The following is a 16,247-nucleotide window of genomic DNA, read 5'->3' on the forward strand; positions in this document are numbered from 1 at the left end:
TACTTTTTTACAAGTCTAATTATGAATTTTAATAAATTTAATTCAAAATTAGATAAAAAATAAAAAATTCCTGTTAATGATTACAACAAAAACAGGAATTTATTAAAAAAAATATTTCGTTTGAAAATTTACTACAAAAAATTATAAAATTATTTTTTGTAGTAAAGGATTTCTAACTTCTTAAAATAACATTAGTGGTTCCTCCACCGTCTAATGTAATATCTACCGGAGCGTTATTCTTCCAGGCTCCCCTTGTAAAGTCAGGTATATCCATAGATTGCGCTCTATTATTCACAGAGTCTACCGAGAGTGGCGTAATTGCACTCCATAAAGCTGCATCATATACATCCTGATCTAGTGGTAAACCGTTTCTAAGGCTATCTATCAACCTCCAATCCATAATAAAATCCATACCTCCATGGCCACCTACTTTTTTAGCCATATCTCCAACTTTCTTAACAATTTCGGGAGTATATTTCTTTTCCAACTCTGTCATTTCTTTTTCATTCAACCAGGAATGTCCTTTAGCTACTCTCCCCGGGGTAGGCCATTTTCTTGCAAAGGCTTCGGTACCACTCACCAGGTGAATACGTGAATATGGACGTGGTGAAGTAACATCGTGCTGAACCATGATACTTTTACCGTTTTTGGTTTTAATCATGGTAGTATTCATATTACCCGCGTATTGTTTACCAACAAACTGGTTATAGAAAGGATCGTCCTGAGCCAATTCTTTGGCTTTTGCCGCCATATGGTAATCGTTGCTTGAAAGTGAAGTCAAATAATCCATTTGATCTCCTCTATTCACATTCATTATTTGGCAAATAGGCCCAAGCCCGTGTGTTGGGTACAAGTTTCCATCTCTTTCGTAGTTTTCTCTTAAACGCCACATATCTTCATAAGCATCCTTACGGAAATTAAGGTCTAACAAATCGTGAATATACGCTCCTTCTCCATGAATAATTTCACCGAAATATCCCTGACGTGCCATATTTAAAGTAAGTAACTCGAAGAAATCGTAGCAGCAATTTTCCAGCATCATACAATGCTTTTTTGTTCGCTCTGAAGTTTCTACAAGCTCCCAACATTCATCAATGGTTTTTGCAGCAGGTACTTCAACTGCAGCGTGCTTACCGGCTTCCATAGCATAAACAGCCATAGGTGTATGCCAATCCCAGGGAGTAGCGATATAGATTAAATCTAAATCGTCCCGGTCTACCATCTCCTTCCACGCGTTATCACTACCCGAATACAAATCTGGATCGTGTGCAGTATCTGCCAATTCAGCCTTTACTTTTTCAGTCTGTTCCGGGCGCAAATCACATAAAGCTTTAATCTCAACCCCTTCAATCTGACTCATTCTATACACTGCACCGGGTCCTCTCATCCCCAACCCAATAAAACCTATTCGTACAGTTTCTAATTTTGGAGCAGCATAACCACTCATATTAAACTGTTGCGGCCCCGTAGGCGTATTTGCCAATAAAGTTTCTGGCCCTTTACAACTTAGCGCACTTCCGGTAACTAAACCAAGTCCACCAAGACCGGTAATTCTTAAAAAATCTCTTCGGTTATTTTTCATAATAAAAGTATTAATTCTAATGAGCAGTCATTCCTAACAACAGTTTATATCCTGTAGAAATGATTTTTTTATTCTTAATTAAAAATCTGTAAATCCGTAAATTCTTTTGGCGTTAGAATAGAATATTTTTTCTACCACATCTTCAGGTAGATTTAAACCCTTAAATTCTCCTTTAAATTCAGGCGCTTCCAACACCTTATCGGTTGCAAAGAAATCATAATGAAAATTCCATAGCCATTCAAAACGTTCAGCAATTTCGGTCGCAGGTGTATTTCCATCGTCTATAACATCGGTACCGTAAATAATCCTGTCCTGATATTTCAATATAAAGTCACGAACTCCCTGCCAGTTGTCTTTTGCCTGGAGTTGTAAATGACAAACCCTTTCGGCAACATCGGTAAAAGTTTTAGGGTATTTCTCCAGGCGTTTAGACACTTCGTCTATACTCCACTCCATACTAAAAAGGTGAAGCCCCACATAGGTGATTCCCGGGAATTTTTCCAGCATATTATCCCTAGCCTGCATTTGCTCTTCGTAAGAAGGATATTCTTTTTGAAGGAACATATGATATTCGGGATGTTCTTTAAAATAATTTCTATCTGAATCTACGGTCATTTCATCCAGTGGCAACCAACAATTTCTTGGTTCTCCCTGGTGCCCTATAAGCATAATATTATTCTCCTGGATATATTCAAAAATAGGGTCGAATATTGGGTCGTCTATCATTACAAAACTACCATCTGGTTTGTGATAATCAAAGCCCAGGTCTTTCCATATCTTCACCCCTACCGCACCATTGTTTAAACCACGTTTTATTTGTGCAATAGCATCTTCAACAAAATCGGGCTGTCCCCATTTTTTAAAGTTGAAAGTCGTAAAATATTTTATTCTGCCCGGATATTTCTTTTGAAATTCTAAGATTATCTTTTCCTGCTCCTCAATTCCCTCAAAAAATGGAATATTGGTATTTATAGAGAGAAAGCCGGCGTTATACTCCATCATTTTCTCCATTTTCTCTGAAGAAAGCGTGTTTAAATGAACGTGAGCGTCTATAAATTTTGATATCATAAGATTTAATTTTTCTATTTAAGCAACGCTAGATAATAAAGAATATTCCCAAAACTTAACCCCTGGCATATATTTTAAAGGCTTATTATTCTTTATACCTGCTAATTCTAAACATTGTTTTTTACTATTTCCAATCTTCCCTTAACCAGTTTGGTTATTTCTGCAGTAGCTACAGGAAACACCTTTCTTAAATCTATTTCCTCATTATTTCTCAATTCGCTTTGCAGGGTTTTCATAAAAATATTCTTGATTTCTGTAGCCAGGTTTACTTTGCAAATACCGCGGGTAATAGCGGCTTGCATTTGTGAACCGGGAACCCCAGAACCTCCGTGCAACACCAATCCTACCGGAGTAGCTTCAGCAATTCTCTCCAGCAAGTCTAATTGTAATTCAGGTTCTTGCTTATAGAATCCGTGTGCAGTACCTATAGCAATGGCAAGTGCATCAATACCGGTTTCTTCTACAAATTGCTTAGCCTCTTCGGGTTGAGTAAAAACCTTATCGTCGTGAGATTGCCCTAGCTTAGCCACATAGCCTAATTCGGCTTCTACATGTGCCCCATACTTTTTAGCTCTTTCAACAACTTCTTTGGTTATTTTTATATTTTCCTCAAAAGGCAGTTCACTACCATCTATCATTACCGAATCAAAACCGGCGTCTAAACAACGCTGCGCCAATTCTACCGAACCGCCATGATCTAGATGTATCCAACCTTCCACACCAAATTGTTTCAACCCAGTACGGCCTAAATTTACCGCAGTTTCCAGCCCCATATAGTCTATAGAGCTCTGTGTAAGTTGCAGGATTAATGGTTCGTTCATTTCTGCCGCAGCAGCTAAGACTCCGTGCAGGGTTTCTACGTTATAAAAATTAGTGGCTAAAATTCCACGGCCTTCACTTCGTAATTGCTGTAATTTATCTTTTAATTTCATTATAATTCCTTATTCCTAATTTGTTCAATTTTTATATCAATTTCATCTTTTTGGCCGAATGCACCGGTTCCTCCCGCAGCAGTAGTACTCAAAGAACCCGTAAGATTTGCATATTCTAAACAGTCTTTTAAGCTAGCACCTTCCAGGTACTTTTTAAGGAAACCTGCATTAAAAGAATCGCCTGCGCCAATAGCATCTTTATAGGCATTATTCAGGTAAGGTGCTATACTGATATCTTCTGCTTCCGTAAGCACACGCCCGCCTTTATCCCCTAGTTTAAGAGCAAGAATATTACTATACTTTCTTATTTCTTCAACCGCATCTTCAAGTGTATCCTTTCCGCTTAGCTTTATAATTTCATTTTCATTGGGAAGAAAAACATCTACATAAGGCAAACAATCTTTATAGTTAAAGTCCCATGCATCGTTAGGGTCTACCTGTAAATCTAAAGAAGTGCTAAGACCGGCTTCTTTGGCCTTTTTAAACAATTCAACAATAGATGGCCGCATAGCAGCTTGTAGAAAATAATTTGAAAAATGAAGATGGTCAAATTCCTGAATATGCTCCCATGGCAACTGGTTGATATTAAAAACATCCATAGCCCCACAGTAGGTAACATTTGCACGGTCCTGATCATAATTCATCACTACGGTAATCCCGGTTTTATACTGATCACTAAATTGAACAAAACGGGTATCTACATTTTTAGACTGTAGTTGGTTAAGAATAAATTCCCCAAAATTATCTTTACCCAACAATCCGCTAAAGGAAGTTGAAATACCAAGAGAGGCTATATTAGAAGCCAAAATAGCCGAAGAACTACCCAGGGTAAAATCCATATTTTCAGCAACCTTTTCTGCACCTACTTCGGGAAAACCCTGAATATTATTTAAAATGAGATCTATATTAAGTTCTCCAACTACCAATATTTTTTTGTTACTCATACGTCTTAATTTGCACCTTTTTCAACATTCTTTCTACATCCTCTTTTTTCAACATTCCCAGGTCTTCATTAAGGCAGTTTGCAGTACCACAGGCGGCACCCCAGGCAGCTATTTCTGAATGCTTTAGTTGTTTATGCAAGGCAAAAGCAATTCCTGCGGTTAAACAGTCACCACTCCCTACCGTACTTATTATCTCTTCCCGCGGAAGTTTAATTTGGGATTTTATAATTTTATTTTCGTAGGCTAATTCCAGACCTTCACTTCCACGGGTTAGAGCTATTAATTGAACCTTATCACCAAAGAATTCCTGTAAGTCTTCAATTTTGGAACTTCCACAAAGGGATTTTGCTTCAATATGGTTTAGATGAATTCCAAAAAAACCTTCTTCAAGCGCCTTTTCCAATTGAATACCTGTACAATCCAGAATAACTTTTTTTTGCTGTTGTTTGGCTATTCTAATAAGTTGCGCATAAGCATCTTCCGGGGTGTTTTTAGGGCAGGATCCCGAGATACAGATAAAATCACTCTTAGCCGATTCATTCTGAAAAACTTCTAAAAAATTTTCAAAATCATTAACACTAAGTGTCGGACCGGGCTCTAACAATTCTGTATGGTGTAAAGCTGAATTTTCTGAAATAAAAGTATAACATTTGCGGTTATTCCCGGAAACGGAAACTCCGTTTGAAGCTACTTTAAGTGCTTCACATTGTTTTTTTATCCATTCACCGGCTGCGCCACCCCAAAAACCTAAAAGCCGGGAATTGGTTCCCAGCTCGGCCAGCGCCATAGCCACGTGAACCCCCTTTCCACCGGGGTATTCTTTAAGGCTCTCTATGCGGTTTACCGAACCCGGTTCAAAATCCTTGATATGCGCATAAGAATCGATGGATGGGTTTAAGCACAGACTAAGAATCATATATTTACATTTTCGGGGTAATCATAAATTGTAACACCCTGCACTACTCTACTTATCGTGCCGGAAACCGAAGGATTATCCGGATCAAGGCCTAGCTGCAAAGATTTGTAATATCCCAGCACCTGCCCTATTATAGTAGCAGGAACAACATTAAATTGCTGATCTTGTTCAAACTGCAAATCCAGGTTAAGGTTTGCATTGATTTCCTGATCTTCTTTCCTTCCTACACTTAAAGACCAGATGCCCCTTGGATCTGCACCAATTGAAACGGCAAGATCACGTTCATATCGATAAACATGTTCCGATCCTGAAAAAAGATATACTACCAGAGTCTTTTCGTTGGTAACGGCCCTGGGCCCATGTCTAAAACCTAAAAAGGAATCGTGTTTACAAACCACCTTACCATCGGTTAATTCCTGTAATTTCAAATGACATTCACGAGCAATACCTAGCATAGGACCTGAACCAAGGAACACCACTCTATCAAAATCTAAGTGTGTAAGCTCCTTAAGAGACTCATAACTATTTAGAATTAGATCTCCCTGCTCAATTATTTTACCTACTTCATGCTCAAAGTTTACTACACTACCCCTACTACACACCAATAAAACACTTAACAACATTGAAGTAAAACTTCCTGTCATCGCCAAACTCTTATCGTTGGCCTCTTCAGGAAGCAAAACAGCTAAAGCATTTTTAGTATTGGCTTCACTATACTTATAAAGTTCACCTTCTTTATTACAGGTAATTACCAAATGATGGATATTAGAACAGAACTTATTGGCAAGGTTTACAGCTTCTACACTTTCAGGACTGTTCCCTGAACGGGCAAAAGAAACCAAAAGAACAGGTTTATTATTATTCGGAAAAAAGTTCTCGGGATGCGTCACCAAATCGGTTGTTGCTATCGCCCTGGTTAGGCAGCCCGTATTTATTTGCACCAAACCTTGCGCTGCTTCCCCAACAAACGCCGATGAACCGGCTCCTGTTAGTATAATTTCCAAATCTTTTTGTTCAAACAGAGGCCCCAGAAAATCTTTAATCCCTTGTTCCTCTGCCAAAATTAAATTATAAACCAACTGCCACAATTTAGGCTGGCCTTCGATTTCTTTTTTTGTATATGCTGATTTTTTTGTTTTCAAAATACTCTTCTTATAATATTACACCAATCCATTATGTTTCATTCTTCAAATAAAAATAATTTATTTATTAAATAAAAATTTTTAACTCTCTAATTATATAAAAAACAAATATTTTCTATCCAAACGAAAATTTTATGTTTATTAATTATTTAAATAGCTTGAACCACTATCCCGGATGCGCTTATATTCTTTCTTTAAAGAGTCTAAAATATCAGGTTTCTGTTTGGCTATATTATTACTCTCAGTTGGATCTATTTTAAGATTAAACAACTGATCTTCCTGAGAAAAACCTGTTTTTACATCAGGTCCCCAGGTTATTTCTGGACTAGCATTATTTGGCACTATATATTTATAGTTATTTTTAATAAAGCTAAAACCATTAGATGTTCCCATTTGAACCAGACTTTCCCTTCCTCTCAAATGTTCACCGAGAAGCGCTTTATGAAGATCGAAACTATCCGGTGCATTCTTTATGGCTACCTCAATTCCAGTCAAACTAGCAAAAGAGCGTAAAAAATCAACCTGACTAATCAAAGCCTCAGAAACAGTATTAGGTCTTACAACTCCAGGCCAGTTTACAATTAATGGTATTTTTGTTCCGGCTTCTAAAACACTGTATTTACCACCACTTAAATTTCCAGCGGGTTTATGATTACCTAAAAATTCATCAGACATATCTTTATACCCATCATCCGTAACAGGGCCATTGTCGCTAGAAACAATTATTAGTGTGTTCTCTCTAACACCTAAATCCTCAAGTTTTTTAACAATTGCACCTACAGTCCAATCCAATTGCAAGATTGCATCACCGCGAAGACCTTTACCACTTTTCCCTACAAACCTCTGGTGTGGTGCACGAGGCACGTGAATGTCATGAGCCGAAAAAAACAAAAAGAAAGGTGAACTGCTATTATCCTCCATAAATTCCGCCGATTTCTCAACAAAAATATCCGCAAAATCTTCGTCCTTCCATAGAGCGGATTCCCCTCCGGTTTGATAGCCTATACGACTTATCCCATTCACAATAGATTGATTGTGACCATGTGAATAATCCATTTTCAAGAGTTCCGGATTTTCTTTTCCAGTTGGATTATCACCCAATTTTTCTTTATAACTTACCTTTATAGGATCTTCAGGATCAAGATTAACTATTTGATGGTTTTCAACAAAAACAGTAGGAACCCTATCTCCAGTAGCAGGAATCATAAAAGCATAATCAAAGCCTACCTCTAAAGGGCCAGGGGTGATTTTCCCGTTCCAGTCAGGTCCATTTTCATTTCCCAATCCAAGATGCCATTTTCCTACTATAGCTGTACTATATCCGGCATTTTGCAACACCCCCTGTAAAGTTGTAGTACCTGGTTTAATTAAAGCACCATCATTTCCCGCTGCAACACCGCTTCCAATTTGTCTCCACGAATATTCACCTGTTAACATCGAAAAACGAGATGGTGTACAAATAGAAGAAGTAGCATAGGCATTGGTATGCTTTAATCCATTTTCCGCCAACTTATCGATATTAGGGGTAGAAATTTCTCCTCCATATGCACTCAAATCGCCATAACCTAAATCATCAGCATAAATTAATACTATATTTGGGTGTACCTGATTAGGTTCTTGGTTTTCAGCTTTATCTTTACAAGCAGAAAATAAGATTAAAATAAAAAAGAGGTTTTTGAATTTTATCATAGGAGTATAATATTAAAAGTTAAAAGTTTCTATCTCACTTACGGCCCTCACTGAATCCATTAACATTTGCAACTCTTTTGCTTTTTCCGGATTAGTTTCTGCAAGGTTTTTCTTTTCGCCGGGGTCACTAGAAATATTGTATAGCTCTACCGGAGCATCGGGGTTTTTATTCACACCAAGGCGTACAACCTTCCAATCACCTTTTAACAAAGCCTGTTTTCCTCCAAATTCATGAAACTCCCAATATAGGTAATCGTGTTGTTTTTGGTCTCCTTCATTCCTCAAAGTAGGAAGAAATGATATTCCATCTACTGCCTCGTTTTCTATAGGCAAACCTACAATCTCAGAAAAAGTAGGATAAACATCCCAAAAAGCTCCTTTAAAATCGCTAGTAGTTCCCGCCTCAACAACGGCCGGCCACCTTACTATAAAAGGTTCCTTTATTCCACCTTCATAAAGATCACGTTTTACACCTCTATGCACCCCGCTACTCTCAAAGAAATCTACATCGGCCTGGGTTCTCCCTCCTTCAAGGTGAGTGCCATTATCACTTGTAAACACTATTAAGGTATTCTCATCATACCCCTTTTGTTTAAGCGCGTCCATTACCCGACCAACATAAGCATCTATACTCTCAACCAATGCTGCATAGGCGGCTTTTGGATATTTTTGCCCTCCATAATGACGTCCTTCCGGCCAGGCTTTTTCGGGTTTATATTTACTTTCTCCATCTTCGGTAAGGTGGTTTTCCATAAATTCATTAGGAACAAGGAGTTCAGCGTGCGGAATTGTAAAAGACAAGTAAAGAAAAAAGGGATTGCCGGCTTCCTGGTTTTCAATAAAATTAACTGCAGCATCTGTAAACAATTCGTTTGCGTAGCTATTTTCAGGCGTTTTTTCCTTTTCCAGCTTACCCTCCTTAATCACATCAAGAGAATCAGGCATTTGAAAATGAGCATCTACATGATGCAAATGACCTTTAAATTCGTCCCAACCTCTCTTTTCAGGTGAACCTGAAGAACCTTTTAAACCCAAGCCCCACTTACCATACATTCCGGTAGTATAACCTTGTTCTTTTAAGATCTCGGGAATAATCTTTTTATCTGGATCCAGAGGAAATTCCCCATTCCCCCTAACATGAGTACTCCCGGTATGCTGCCCGGTCAACAAAGCCGCACGTGAAGGAGCACAAACAGTACTACCGGCATAAAAATTTTCAAACTTCATGCCTTCAGCAGCCAACTTATCGATATTAGGAGTCTCAAAAACATCCTGACCGTACACCCCCAAATCACCAATCCCCAAATCATCAGCCATAATAAAAACAATATTTGGCTTCTTCTCTTCTTTTGAAGCATTACTACCACAAGCACTTAAAATAAGGCTCATGACAGCTATGCTAATATATTTTTTCATCTATTTTTTACTTTTAAATACTTACTCTATAGGAGAAATAATATACGAATACTCATAATCCTGAAAAGGAACACGGTATTGTTCTAAGGCTAAACTTCCCCAGCTATTAATTCCTGCTACCCCCATTTGCATAAGATCTATATCCAGGTGTACCACATCATCTTTTTCTAACAAAGCAGAGTGTTCCTGATCTTTTTCAGAAGAAGGGTAAAGTTGTTCCAAAGAATATGGAAGTGCAGAAACGTTTAAAAGTTTATCTACAAAATCTATTCTAACGCCGATGCTTCTTCCATTTGAAACTTTAGCCCACCTAACATCTGTTTTATTTCCCGACTCCTGAGGTCTTACATATGGGTGATATTGATCTTCTACCAAACCTTCATAAACTCCAACCATAGCACTATACTTTCTATCTGCATAACTTTCCCATGGCCCTCTACCATACCAACTAAAGTTCTCCAGATTTTTAGGCAATTCTAAAGAGTTTCCAACTTTCATTAAAAGTTTATGATCTCCTTTTAAAGCTTTAAAATTATTGGAAACCTTAATTTTTGCATCATCATATATTTCATAGGTTTGAGTAAACCCGGCATCGCCATCCAGCAAGTTAAAATGCACCTTTACCTCATAACCTCCTTCAGAATTTGCTTTATGGGTTATTTTTTTAACTTCTACCCCCGGTTCTTTAAGATAATCTAAATTTTGGTTTAACCTACCACCAAAATCATTATCAACTAAAGGACGAAAAAGAGAAAGCTCAGGTCCTTTTTCGATCAAAATGTTTCTTTTGAACTTATAATCAAAGAACCTACCTGTATTTTTATTGAATTTAATAGAAAAACCACGTTTAGAAAGTCTCAATTCATCATCAGTTTCTTCTACCTTAAATTCAGTTGTGCTTAAAGCAGGGGCCATAGAAACCGCATTGGTAATCTGAAATTCATCCTCGGCCAAAAGCGTACCGGCGCTCATTAAACTTTCTTTAGTTGCTAGTTTAGCCTGCACGTGCAGCCTGTATTCGGCAGCAGTATCAGTAGGCACATTAAACCCAAGTGCCACCTGGGTTTTATTACGTGGTGCCAGACTTATAGGATCAACTTTAGTAGTTTCTACAATCTCCCCATTTTTAAGTAAGTTAATTTCGTATTTAAAATTAGCTAAATCACGAAAGAAATATTTATTAAAAATCTCTATAACATTTTCTTCTTTTTTAAATTGAAAACCTATCTCCTGGTGTACTTTTCTAACTTCGTAGGCATGTGGATTCCAGGTACGATCGGGCATAATAACCCCGTTAATTAAAAAGTTGTTATCACTCGGCACATCTTCCGGCCCCCAATCGCCACCGTAGCTAAAAATTTTCTTGCCATCTACTTCTTTATAAATCCCCTGGTCTACCCAGTCCCAAATATAACCGCCCTGCAAGCCGTCATATTCTTCAATTACTTCCCAATATTCTTTAAAATTCCCCATACTATTACCCATAGCATGTGCATATTCGCTCATAATATAAGGGCGATCCAATCCATTTTCAGCATAACGTTTCATGCTCATTGGGTGCGGGTATTGCGGAACAATAATATCGGTATTCCACTCGGTCGTAGAACGCTCGTATTGTACCGGCCTGGTGGGATCAAAAGCTTTTAGCCAATTATAGGCTTTATAAAAATTATAACCATTTCCTGCTTCGTTCCCCATACTCCATGCCACAACAGAAGGAAAGTTCTTATCCCGTTCTACCATTCGTTTAATCCTTAGCATATGGGCGTGCTCCCATTCAGGATCATTTCCAAGTGTACGCTCAGGGTTGTAGTACATCCCGTGAGATTCAATATTTGCTTCGTCAATAACATAAAAGCCGTACTCATCGCACAACTCATACCATCTGGGATCGTTTGGATAGTGAGATAACCTTACCGCATTCATGTTAAGCTCCTTCATTATTTTAATGTCGGTTAACATTTGCTCTTCAGTGACCACGTGATGTGTTTCGGGATGCGACTCATGACGATTCACTCCTTTAAACAAAACCGGCTTACCGTTTACCAAAAATTCATTTCCTACAACCTCATAAGTCTTAAAACCAACTTTTTGATTAATACTTTCAATAACATCTCCATTAGGAGCTTTTAGGCTTATATTTAAATCGTATAAATAAGGGGTTTCCGCAGACCAGGAATTAACATTTTTAAATTCTTGTTCAAAGCGTAAAATTGTTTTCCCTAGTTTTCTTTTTAAGCCAATAGCTTGTTGTGTCTCTTTATAAAGGCTTAAACCATTTGCATCTTTTAACTCAACCTCAACCTTATGTTCACCTTGCTCCAGGTCTGTTCTATTCCAGAGTTCAATATCAAAGCTTAAATTTCCATCTCTATAATTGTTAACCAATCCACTTTTCACAAACAGATCATAGAAATGAACATTAGGTCGTGAATACAAGTAAACATTTCGCTGTATTCCGCTAATACGCCAAAAATCCTGCGCCTCCAGGTAACTCCCATCATGCCATCTTCTCACCTCAACCGTAATAAGGTTATCCCCGGGCTTTAGGTATTGGGTAAGTTCGAATTCTGATTCTAGCTTACTATCCTCTCCCATCCCTACATAATCACCATTAACATAAAGTTTAAATGCAGATTTCACCGCACCTAAATGAAGAAAAACCTGCTGATCTTCCCATTCTTCCGGTAATGAAAAGTTACGACGGTAAACTCCGGCCGGTTGTTTTTCATTTTCTATAAATGGAGGGTTTGGATCGTCTACCGCAAATTCAAAAGGATGGTTTACATAAATAGGGGTTCCATATCCGTTGAATTCCCAATTGGCCGGCACCTGAAAATCGTCCCAACCGGAATCATCAAAATCTTCGTTTTGAAAATTTTCCGGAATATTATCATAATGCGCTGTCCAAAAAAACTTCCAGGTCCCATTAAGATCTAAGAAGCGATTGGAAGCCGACTTACTTCCAGATTGTGCCAGCTCCTTATTTTCAAATGGGAAATAAGAAGATCGCATAGGAAGTCTATTCTCTTCCTGATAATTTGGATTTTGAAACACATCTATCTCTTCCTTTTGTGCGGAAGCATTAGCCCCACAAAACACAGCAAGGACAATTGCAAAAAACTTTCTTTTTAACATACTTTTTAAATTTAAAAAGCAATGTTACGAAAATATTTTTATGTTTTAAGAAGATTATATTCCTAAAAAAACCTTCCTAGTCTTATAAAACCGAAGATACATTTCATTAAACGATAACACATCACCCCAACTACTACCTAAAACTAAATTTTTTTAATAATTTTTTGTTAATTAATTAATTTCAATATATTAGCACAACGTTAACGAAACATTTTATTTTCGTTATAAAAATTTATTAAACCAATAACTAACAAAATCCAAAGTAATTATGAAGAACAGCTACGTATTTGTACTTTTCTTTTGCTTAATGTTTTCAGGGGTCTATGCCCAGGAGAACATTATTGTAACGGGAACGGTACTAGATGCAAAAACGGGTATCCCCGTACCTAGTGCCAATATTATTGAGAAAGGTACTTCTAACGGAACGATGACCGATTTTGATGGAAATTATTCTATTGAAGTACCTAAGAATGCAACTTTAGAGATTAGTTTTTTAGGCTATGCCACTAAAGAAGTTAAAGTAGATGGCAGAAACGAAATCGATATCGATTTAGAAGAAGACGCCTCTGCCTTAGAAGAAGTTGTAGTAGTTGGTTTTGGAAGTCAAAAACGTGAAAATGTCACTGGAGCTGTGTCTACAATAAATATGGATGAGATGATAGAAGGCCGACCGCTTTCGAATGCAACAAGCGCAATAGAAGGAACTATTCCTGGCTTGCAAATTACTTCGGGTACAGGTAGACCAGGAACAAATCCGGATCTACAAATTCGTGGTTTTGAATCTATAAATGGTGGTGAACCTCTCGTACTAGTTAATAATGTTCCAATGTCCATTAATAATATTAATCCACGAGATATTGAAAGTATTACTGTTTTAAAAGATGCCGCAGCCTCCTCTATTTACGGGGCTAGAGCAGCATTTGGAGTGGTATTGATCACCACTAAATCCGGAAATAAAAATCAAGATCCAAAAATAAGTTACTCTTCTGTCACAAGTTTTGATCAACCAACAGAGCTTCCCAAAAAAGCTTCTACTTTTGACTTTATAAATGCATTGAACGATTGGGGCACCGTAGGTTTTTGGACTGGACAAGATATTCCAACCTGGGTAAATCTTCTAGAGCAGTATCGTCAGAATCCAGAAAATTTCCCTGATGGACAAACTGAAACGGGAGGTGTCACCTACCCCCTCACGGAAACTGATGTAATTGGAGACTTTTATGGTGATACCGGAATATCTCAAATTCACAACGCAAGTATCACAGGAGGCGGTGAAAATTCTAAATATAGAATAGGTGCGGGTTTTAGTGATGAAGATGGCATTATTGTTACCGACAACGACAGCTTTAAAAAGTATACTTTTAACACCGATTATAGTCTGGATGTTACATCTAATTTGCTATTAAATTTAAATGTCAATTATCTAAATTCTCTTACCAAAGATCCGTTTGGAAATTACTATAATGCAATTACTTTCCCTCCGTACGTACCTTTAGGCAATTTTGAAACAGAAGATGGAACTTTAGTTCCATTTGAAACTCCCGGTAATTTAGAAAGAATAAATCCTCCGCGAGAAACAACCAGAGATAATCTGCGAGTTTTCACTAAATTGCAATATTCTCCATTTAAAAACCTTAGTCTAACCGGAGAATATAGTTATGGTTACAACTCCCATAAAAGAATAAATGTAGATAAACAGGTTCTTACTGCGAATCCAGAGCGATACAGTCTTAATAGTGTAAGTCCAGAAAATACCTTTTTTAGGAAAGAAACTGGAGAAGGCAGGTATCATGCTATCAATATTTATGGAAATTACGAGAAAAATATCGATAGACATAACCTCAATCTATTAGTAGGTTACAATCAAGAGGAGCAAAGAAACGAAAGCTACTGGGCTAGAAGAACCAATTTGATTGATCCTAACTTACCTTCATTATCACAAGCAACAGGAGTATTAACTTCAGATGACTCATATGGAGAATGGTCTATTCGTGGTGTTTTTGGTCGAATCAATTACAATTTTGCTGAAAAATACTTCCTAGAATTGAATGGACGCTATGATGGATCTTCTCGATTTCCGGAAAACAATCGCTGGGGGTTTTTCCCATCTGCATCTATAGGTTGGAATATAGCGAAGGAAAAATTCTTTGAAAACCTAAATAGTAAAGTTTCAATGTTAAAGTTCAGAGCTTCCTATGGTGAAATAGGAAATCAGGATATAAGATTTAATAATGGCGCACTCAATTTATATCCGTCAATTCCAGGACTAGCTGCAATAAATTCTTCTTGGATAGACCCTGCAACTGGGCTGAGGCTTGTAACTCTTTCCAGTCCCCAACTTGTTAGTTCAAGTTTCACCTGGGAAACAGCAAGAACTAGTAATTTAGGTGTGGATATAAGTGTTTTTAACAACAGACTTTCAGGATCATTCGATACCTTTAAAAGGGAGACAGTAGATATGATTGCCCCAGGAGCTGAATTATCCGCAGTACTTGGAGCAGCTGCCCCAGTTCAAAATGTAGCTAATCTGAAATCTATCGGATGGGAAGCTGAAATGAAATGGCGCGATAAGCTCGGAGATTTTTCATACTACATTGCATTTAATGTAAGTGATAGCCAATCAGAAATTACAAAATTTGATAACGAAGAAGGGCTACTTGGGCAATACTATGAAGGACAAAAAATTGGAGAAATTTGGGGCTACGAAAGCAATGGTAAGTATACAGTTGATGATTTTATTGAAGGAAGCCTTAATGAAAACCTTCAAAATGGAGTTTTAAAAGACGGTGTTGTAAAACCGGAGGGAATAGCCCCCAATCCTGGAGATGTAATGTATAAAGATTTAAATGGTGATGGGATAATTAACAATGGTAATAACACGTTAAACAATCCTGGCGATCGTAAAATCATTGGGAATAACACTAGGCGCTATCGTTATGGAATAAGAACTGGAGCTTCTTACAAGAACTTTGATATTTCTTTTTTCCTTCAAGGTGTGGGAAAAAGAGATGTTTGGATGAACAATGATTTAGTATTTCCTTATAGAGGAGAGTTCTCAGTTGTTTATGACCACCAACTTGACTATTGGACACCCAATAACCAAGATGCATATTACCCTAGAGTTTATCCATTGGGAGGCGGTAATTATCCATATAGCAGAAGAACGCAAACAAAATATTTAGGTGACGGTTCGTATATTCGATTAAATAATGTCACCGTAGGCTACAATCTTTCAGAAAATTTGCTTAAAAATATATTCATCGAAAGTGTTAGGGTCTTCACCTCAGGTGAAAATTTATTCTATAAAGATAAACTTCCTGATGGGCTAAATGCCGAATTCAATAATATCTCAAATGGAGGTAATTATCCACTATTGAAAAAATATGCACTGGGAATTAATGTTACTTTTTAAAAATTAAA

At 37.4% G+C, this 16,247-nt stretch carries 10 protein-coding genes; 1 reads left to right on the forward strand and 9 read right to left on the reverse strand.

The genetic code is table 11. The features are described 5' to 3' along the window. Positions 1–172: 172 nt before the first annotated feature. From I6U50_RS12320 to I6U50_RS12360, 9 genes are all read right to left on the reverse strand, one after another. Entirely contained in the window at positions 173–1,582 is a 1,410-nt protein-coding gene (locus I6U50_RS12320; RefSeq protein ID WP_198639045.1) for a Gfo/Idh/MocA family protein, read from the reverse strand. Positions 1,583–1,660: 78 nt separating this feature from the next. Next, positions 1,661–2,650, reverse strand: a complete 990-nt coding sequence (locus I6U50_RS12325; RefSeq protein WP_198639046.1) for an amidohydrolase family protein — start codon at positions 2,648–2,650, stop codon at positions 1,661–1,663. A 107-nt stretch (positions 2,651–2,757) separates the two neighbouring features. Next, positions 2,758–3,582: a class II fructose-bisphosphate aldolase gene (locus I6U50_RS12330; protein ID WP_193710678.1), complete on the reverse strand. Its 825-nt coding sequence runs from the start codon at positions 3,580–3,582 to the stop codon at positions 2,758–2,760. Beyond that, positions 3,582–4,526, reverse strand: a complete 945-nt coding sequence (locus I6U50_RS12335; RefSeq protein WP_198639047.1) for a carbohydrate kinase family protein — start codon at positions 4,524–4,526, stop codon at positions 3,582–3,584. The genes I6U50_RS12330 and I6U50_RS12335 overlap by 1 nt, the downstream gene beginning before the upstream one ends. After that, positions 4,519–5,442 carry a 1-phosphofructokinase family hexose kinase gene (locus I6U50_RS12340; protein ID WP_198639048.1) on the reverse strand — a complete coding sequence of 308 codons (924 nt, stop codon included), beginning with the start codon at positions 5,440–5,442 and terminating at the stop codon, positions 4,519–4,521. Before I6U50_RS12340 ends, I6U50_RS12335 begins: the two co-directional genes overlap by 8 nt. Continuing rightward, on the reverse strand, positions 5,439–6,584 hold the full coding sequence (locus tag I6U50_RS12345; protein WP_198639049.1) for an SIS domain-containing protein: 1,146 nt from the start codon (positions 6,582–6,584) through the stop codon (positions 5,439–5,441). Before I6U50_RS12345 ends, I6U50_RS12340 begins: the two co-directional genes overlap by 4 nt. Before the next feature lie 141 nt (positions 6,585–6,725). Continuing rightward, complete coding sequence (locus I6U50_RS12350; RefSeq protein WP_198639050.1) at positions 6,726–8,273, reverse strand: sulfatase-like hydrolase/transferase; 1,548 nt, start codon at positions 8,271–8,273, stop codon at positions 6,726–6,728. 12 nt (positions 8,274–8,285) lie between these two features. Further along, positions 8,286–9,689, reverse strand: a complete 1,404-nt coding sequence (locus I6U50_RS12355) for an arylsulfatase (protein ID WP_232805933.1) — start codon at positions 9,687–9,689, stop codon at positions 8,286–8,288. 21 nt (positions 9,690–9,710) lie between these two features. Continuing rightward, entirely contained in the window at positions 9,711–12,827 is a 3,117-nt protein-coding gene (locus I6U50_RS12360; protein ID WP_198639051.1) for a glycoside hydrolase family 2 TIM barrel-domain containing protein, read from the reverse strand. Positions 12,828–13,095: 268 nt separating this feature from the next. Here I6U50_RS12360 and I6U50_RS12365 point away from each other — a divergent pair, with 268 nt between their 5' ends. Next, positions 13,096–16,239, forward strand: a complete 3,144-nt coding sequence (locus I6U50_RS12365) for a SusC/RagA family TonB-linked outer membrane protein (RefSeq protein WP_198639052.1) — start codon at positions 13,096–13,098, stop codon at positions 16,237–16,239. Positions 16,240–16,247: the final 8 nt, after the last annotated feature.

The organism is Salegentibacter maritimus (assembly GCF_016236975.1).
GTDB classification, from domain to species: Bacteria; Bacteroidota; Bacteroidia; order Flavobacteriales; family Flavobacteriaceae; genus Salegentibacter; species Salegentibacter maritimus.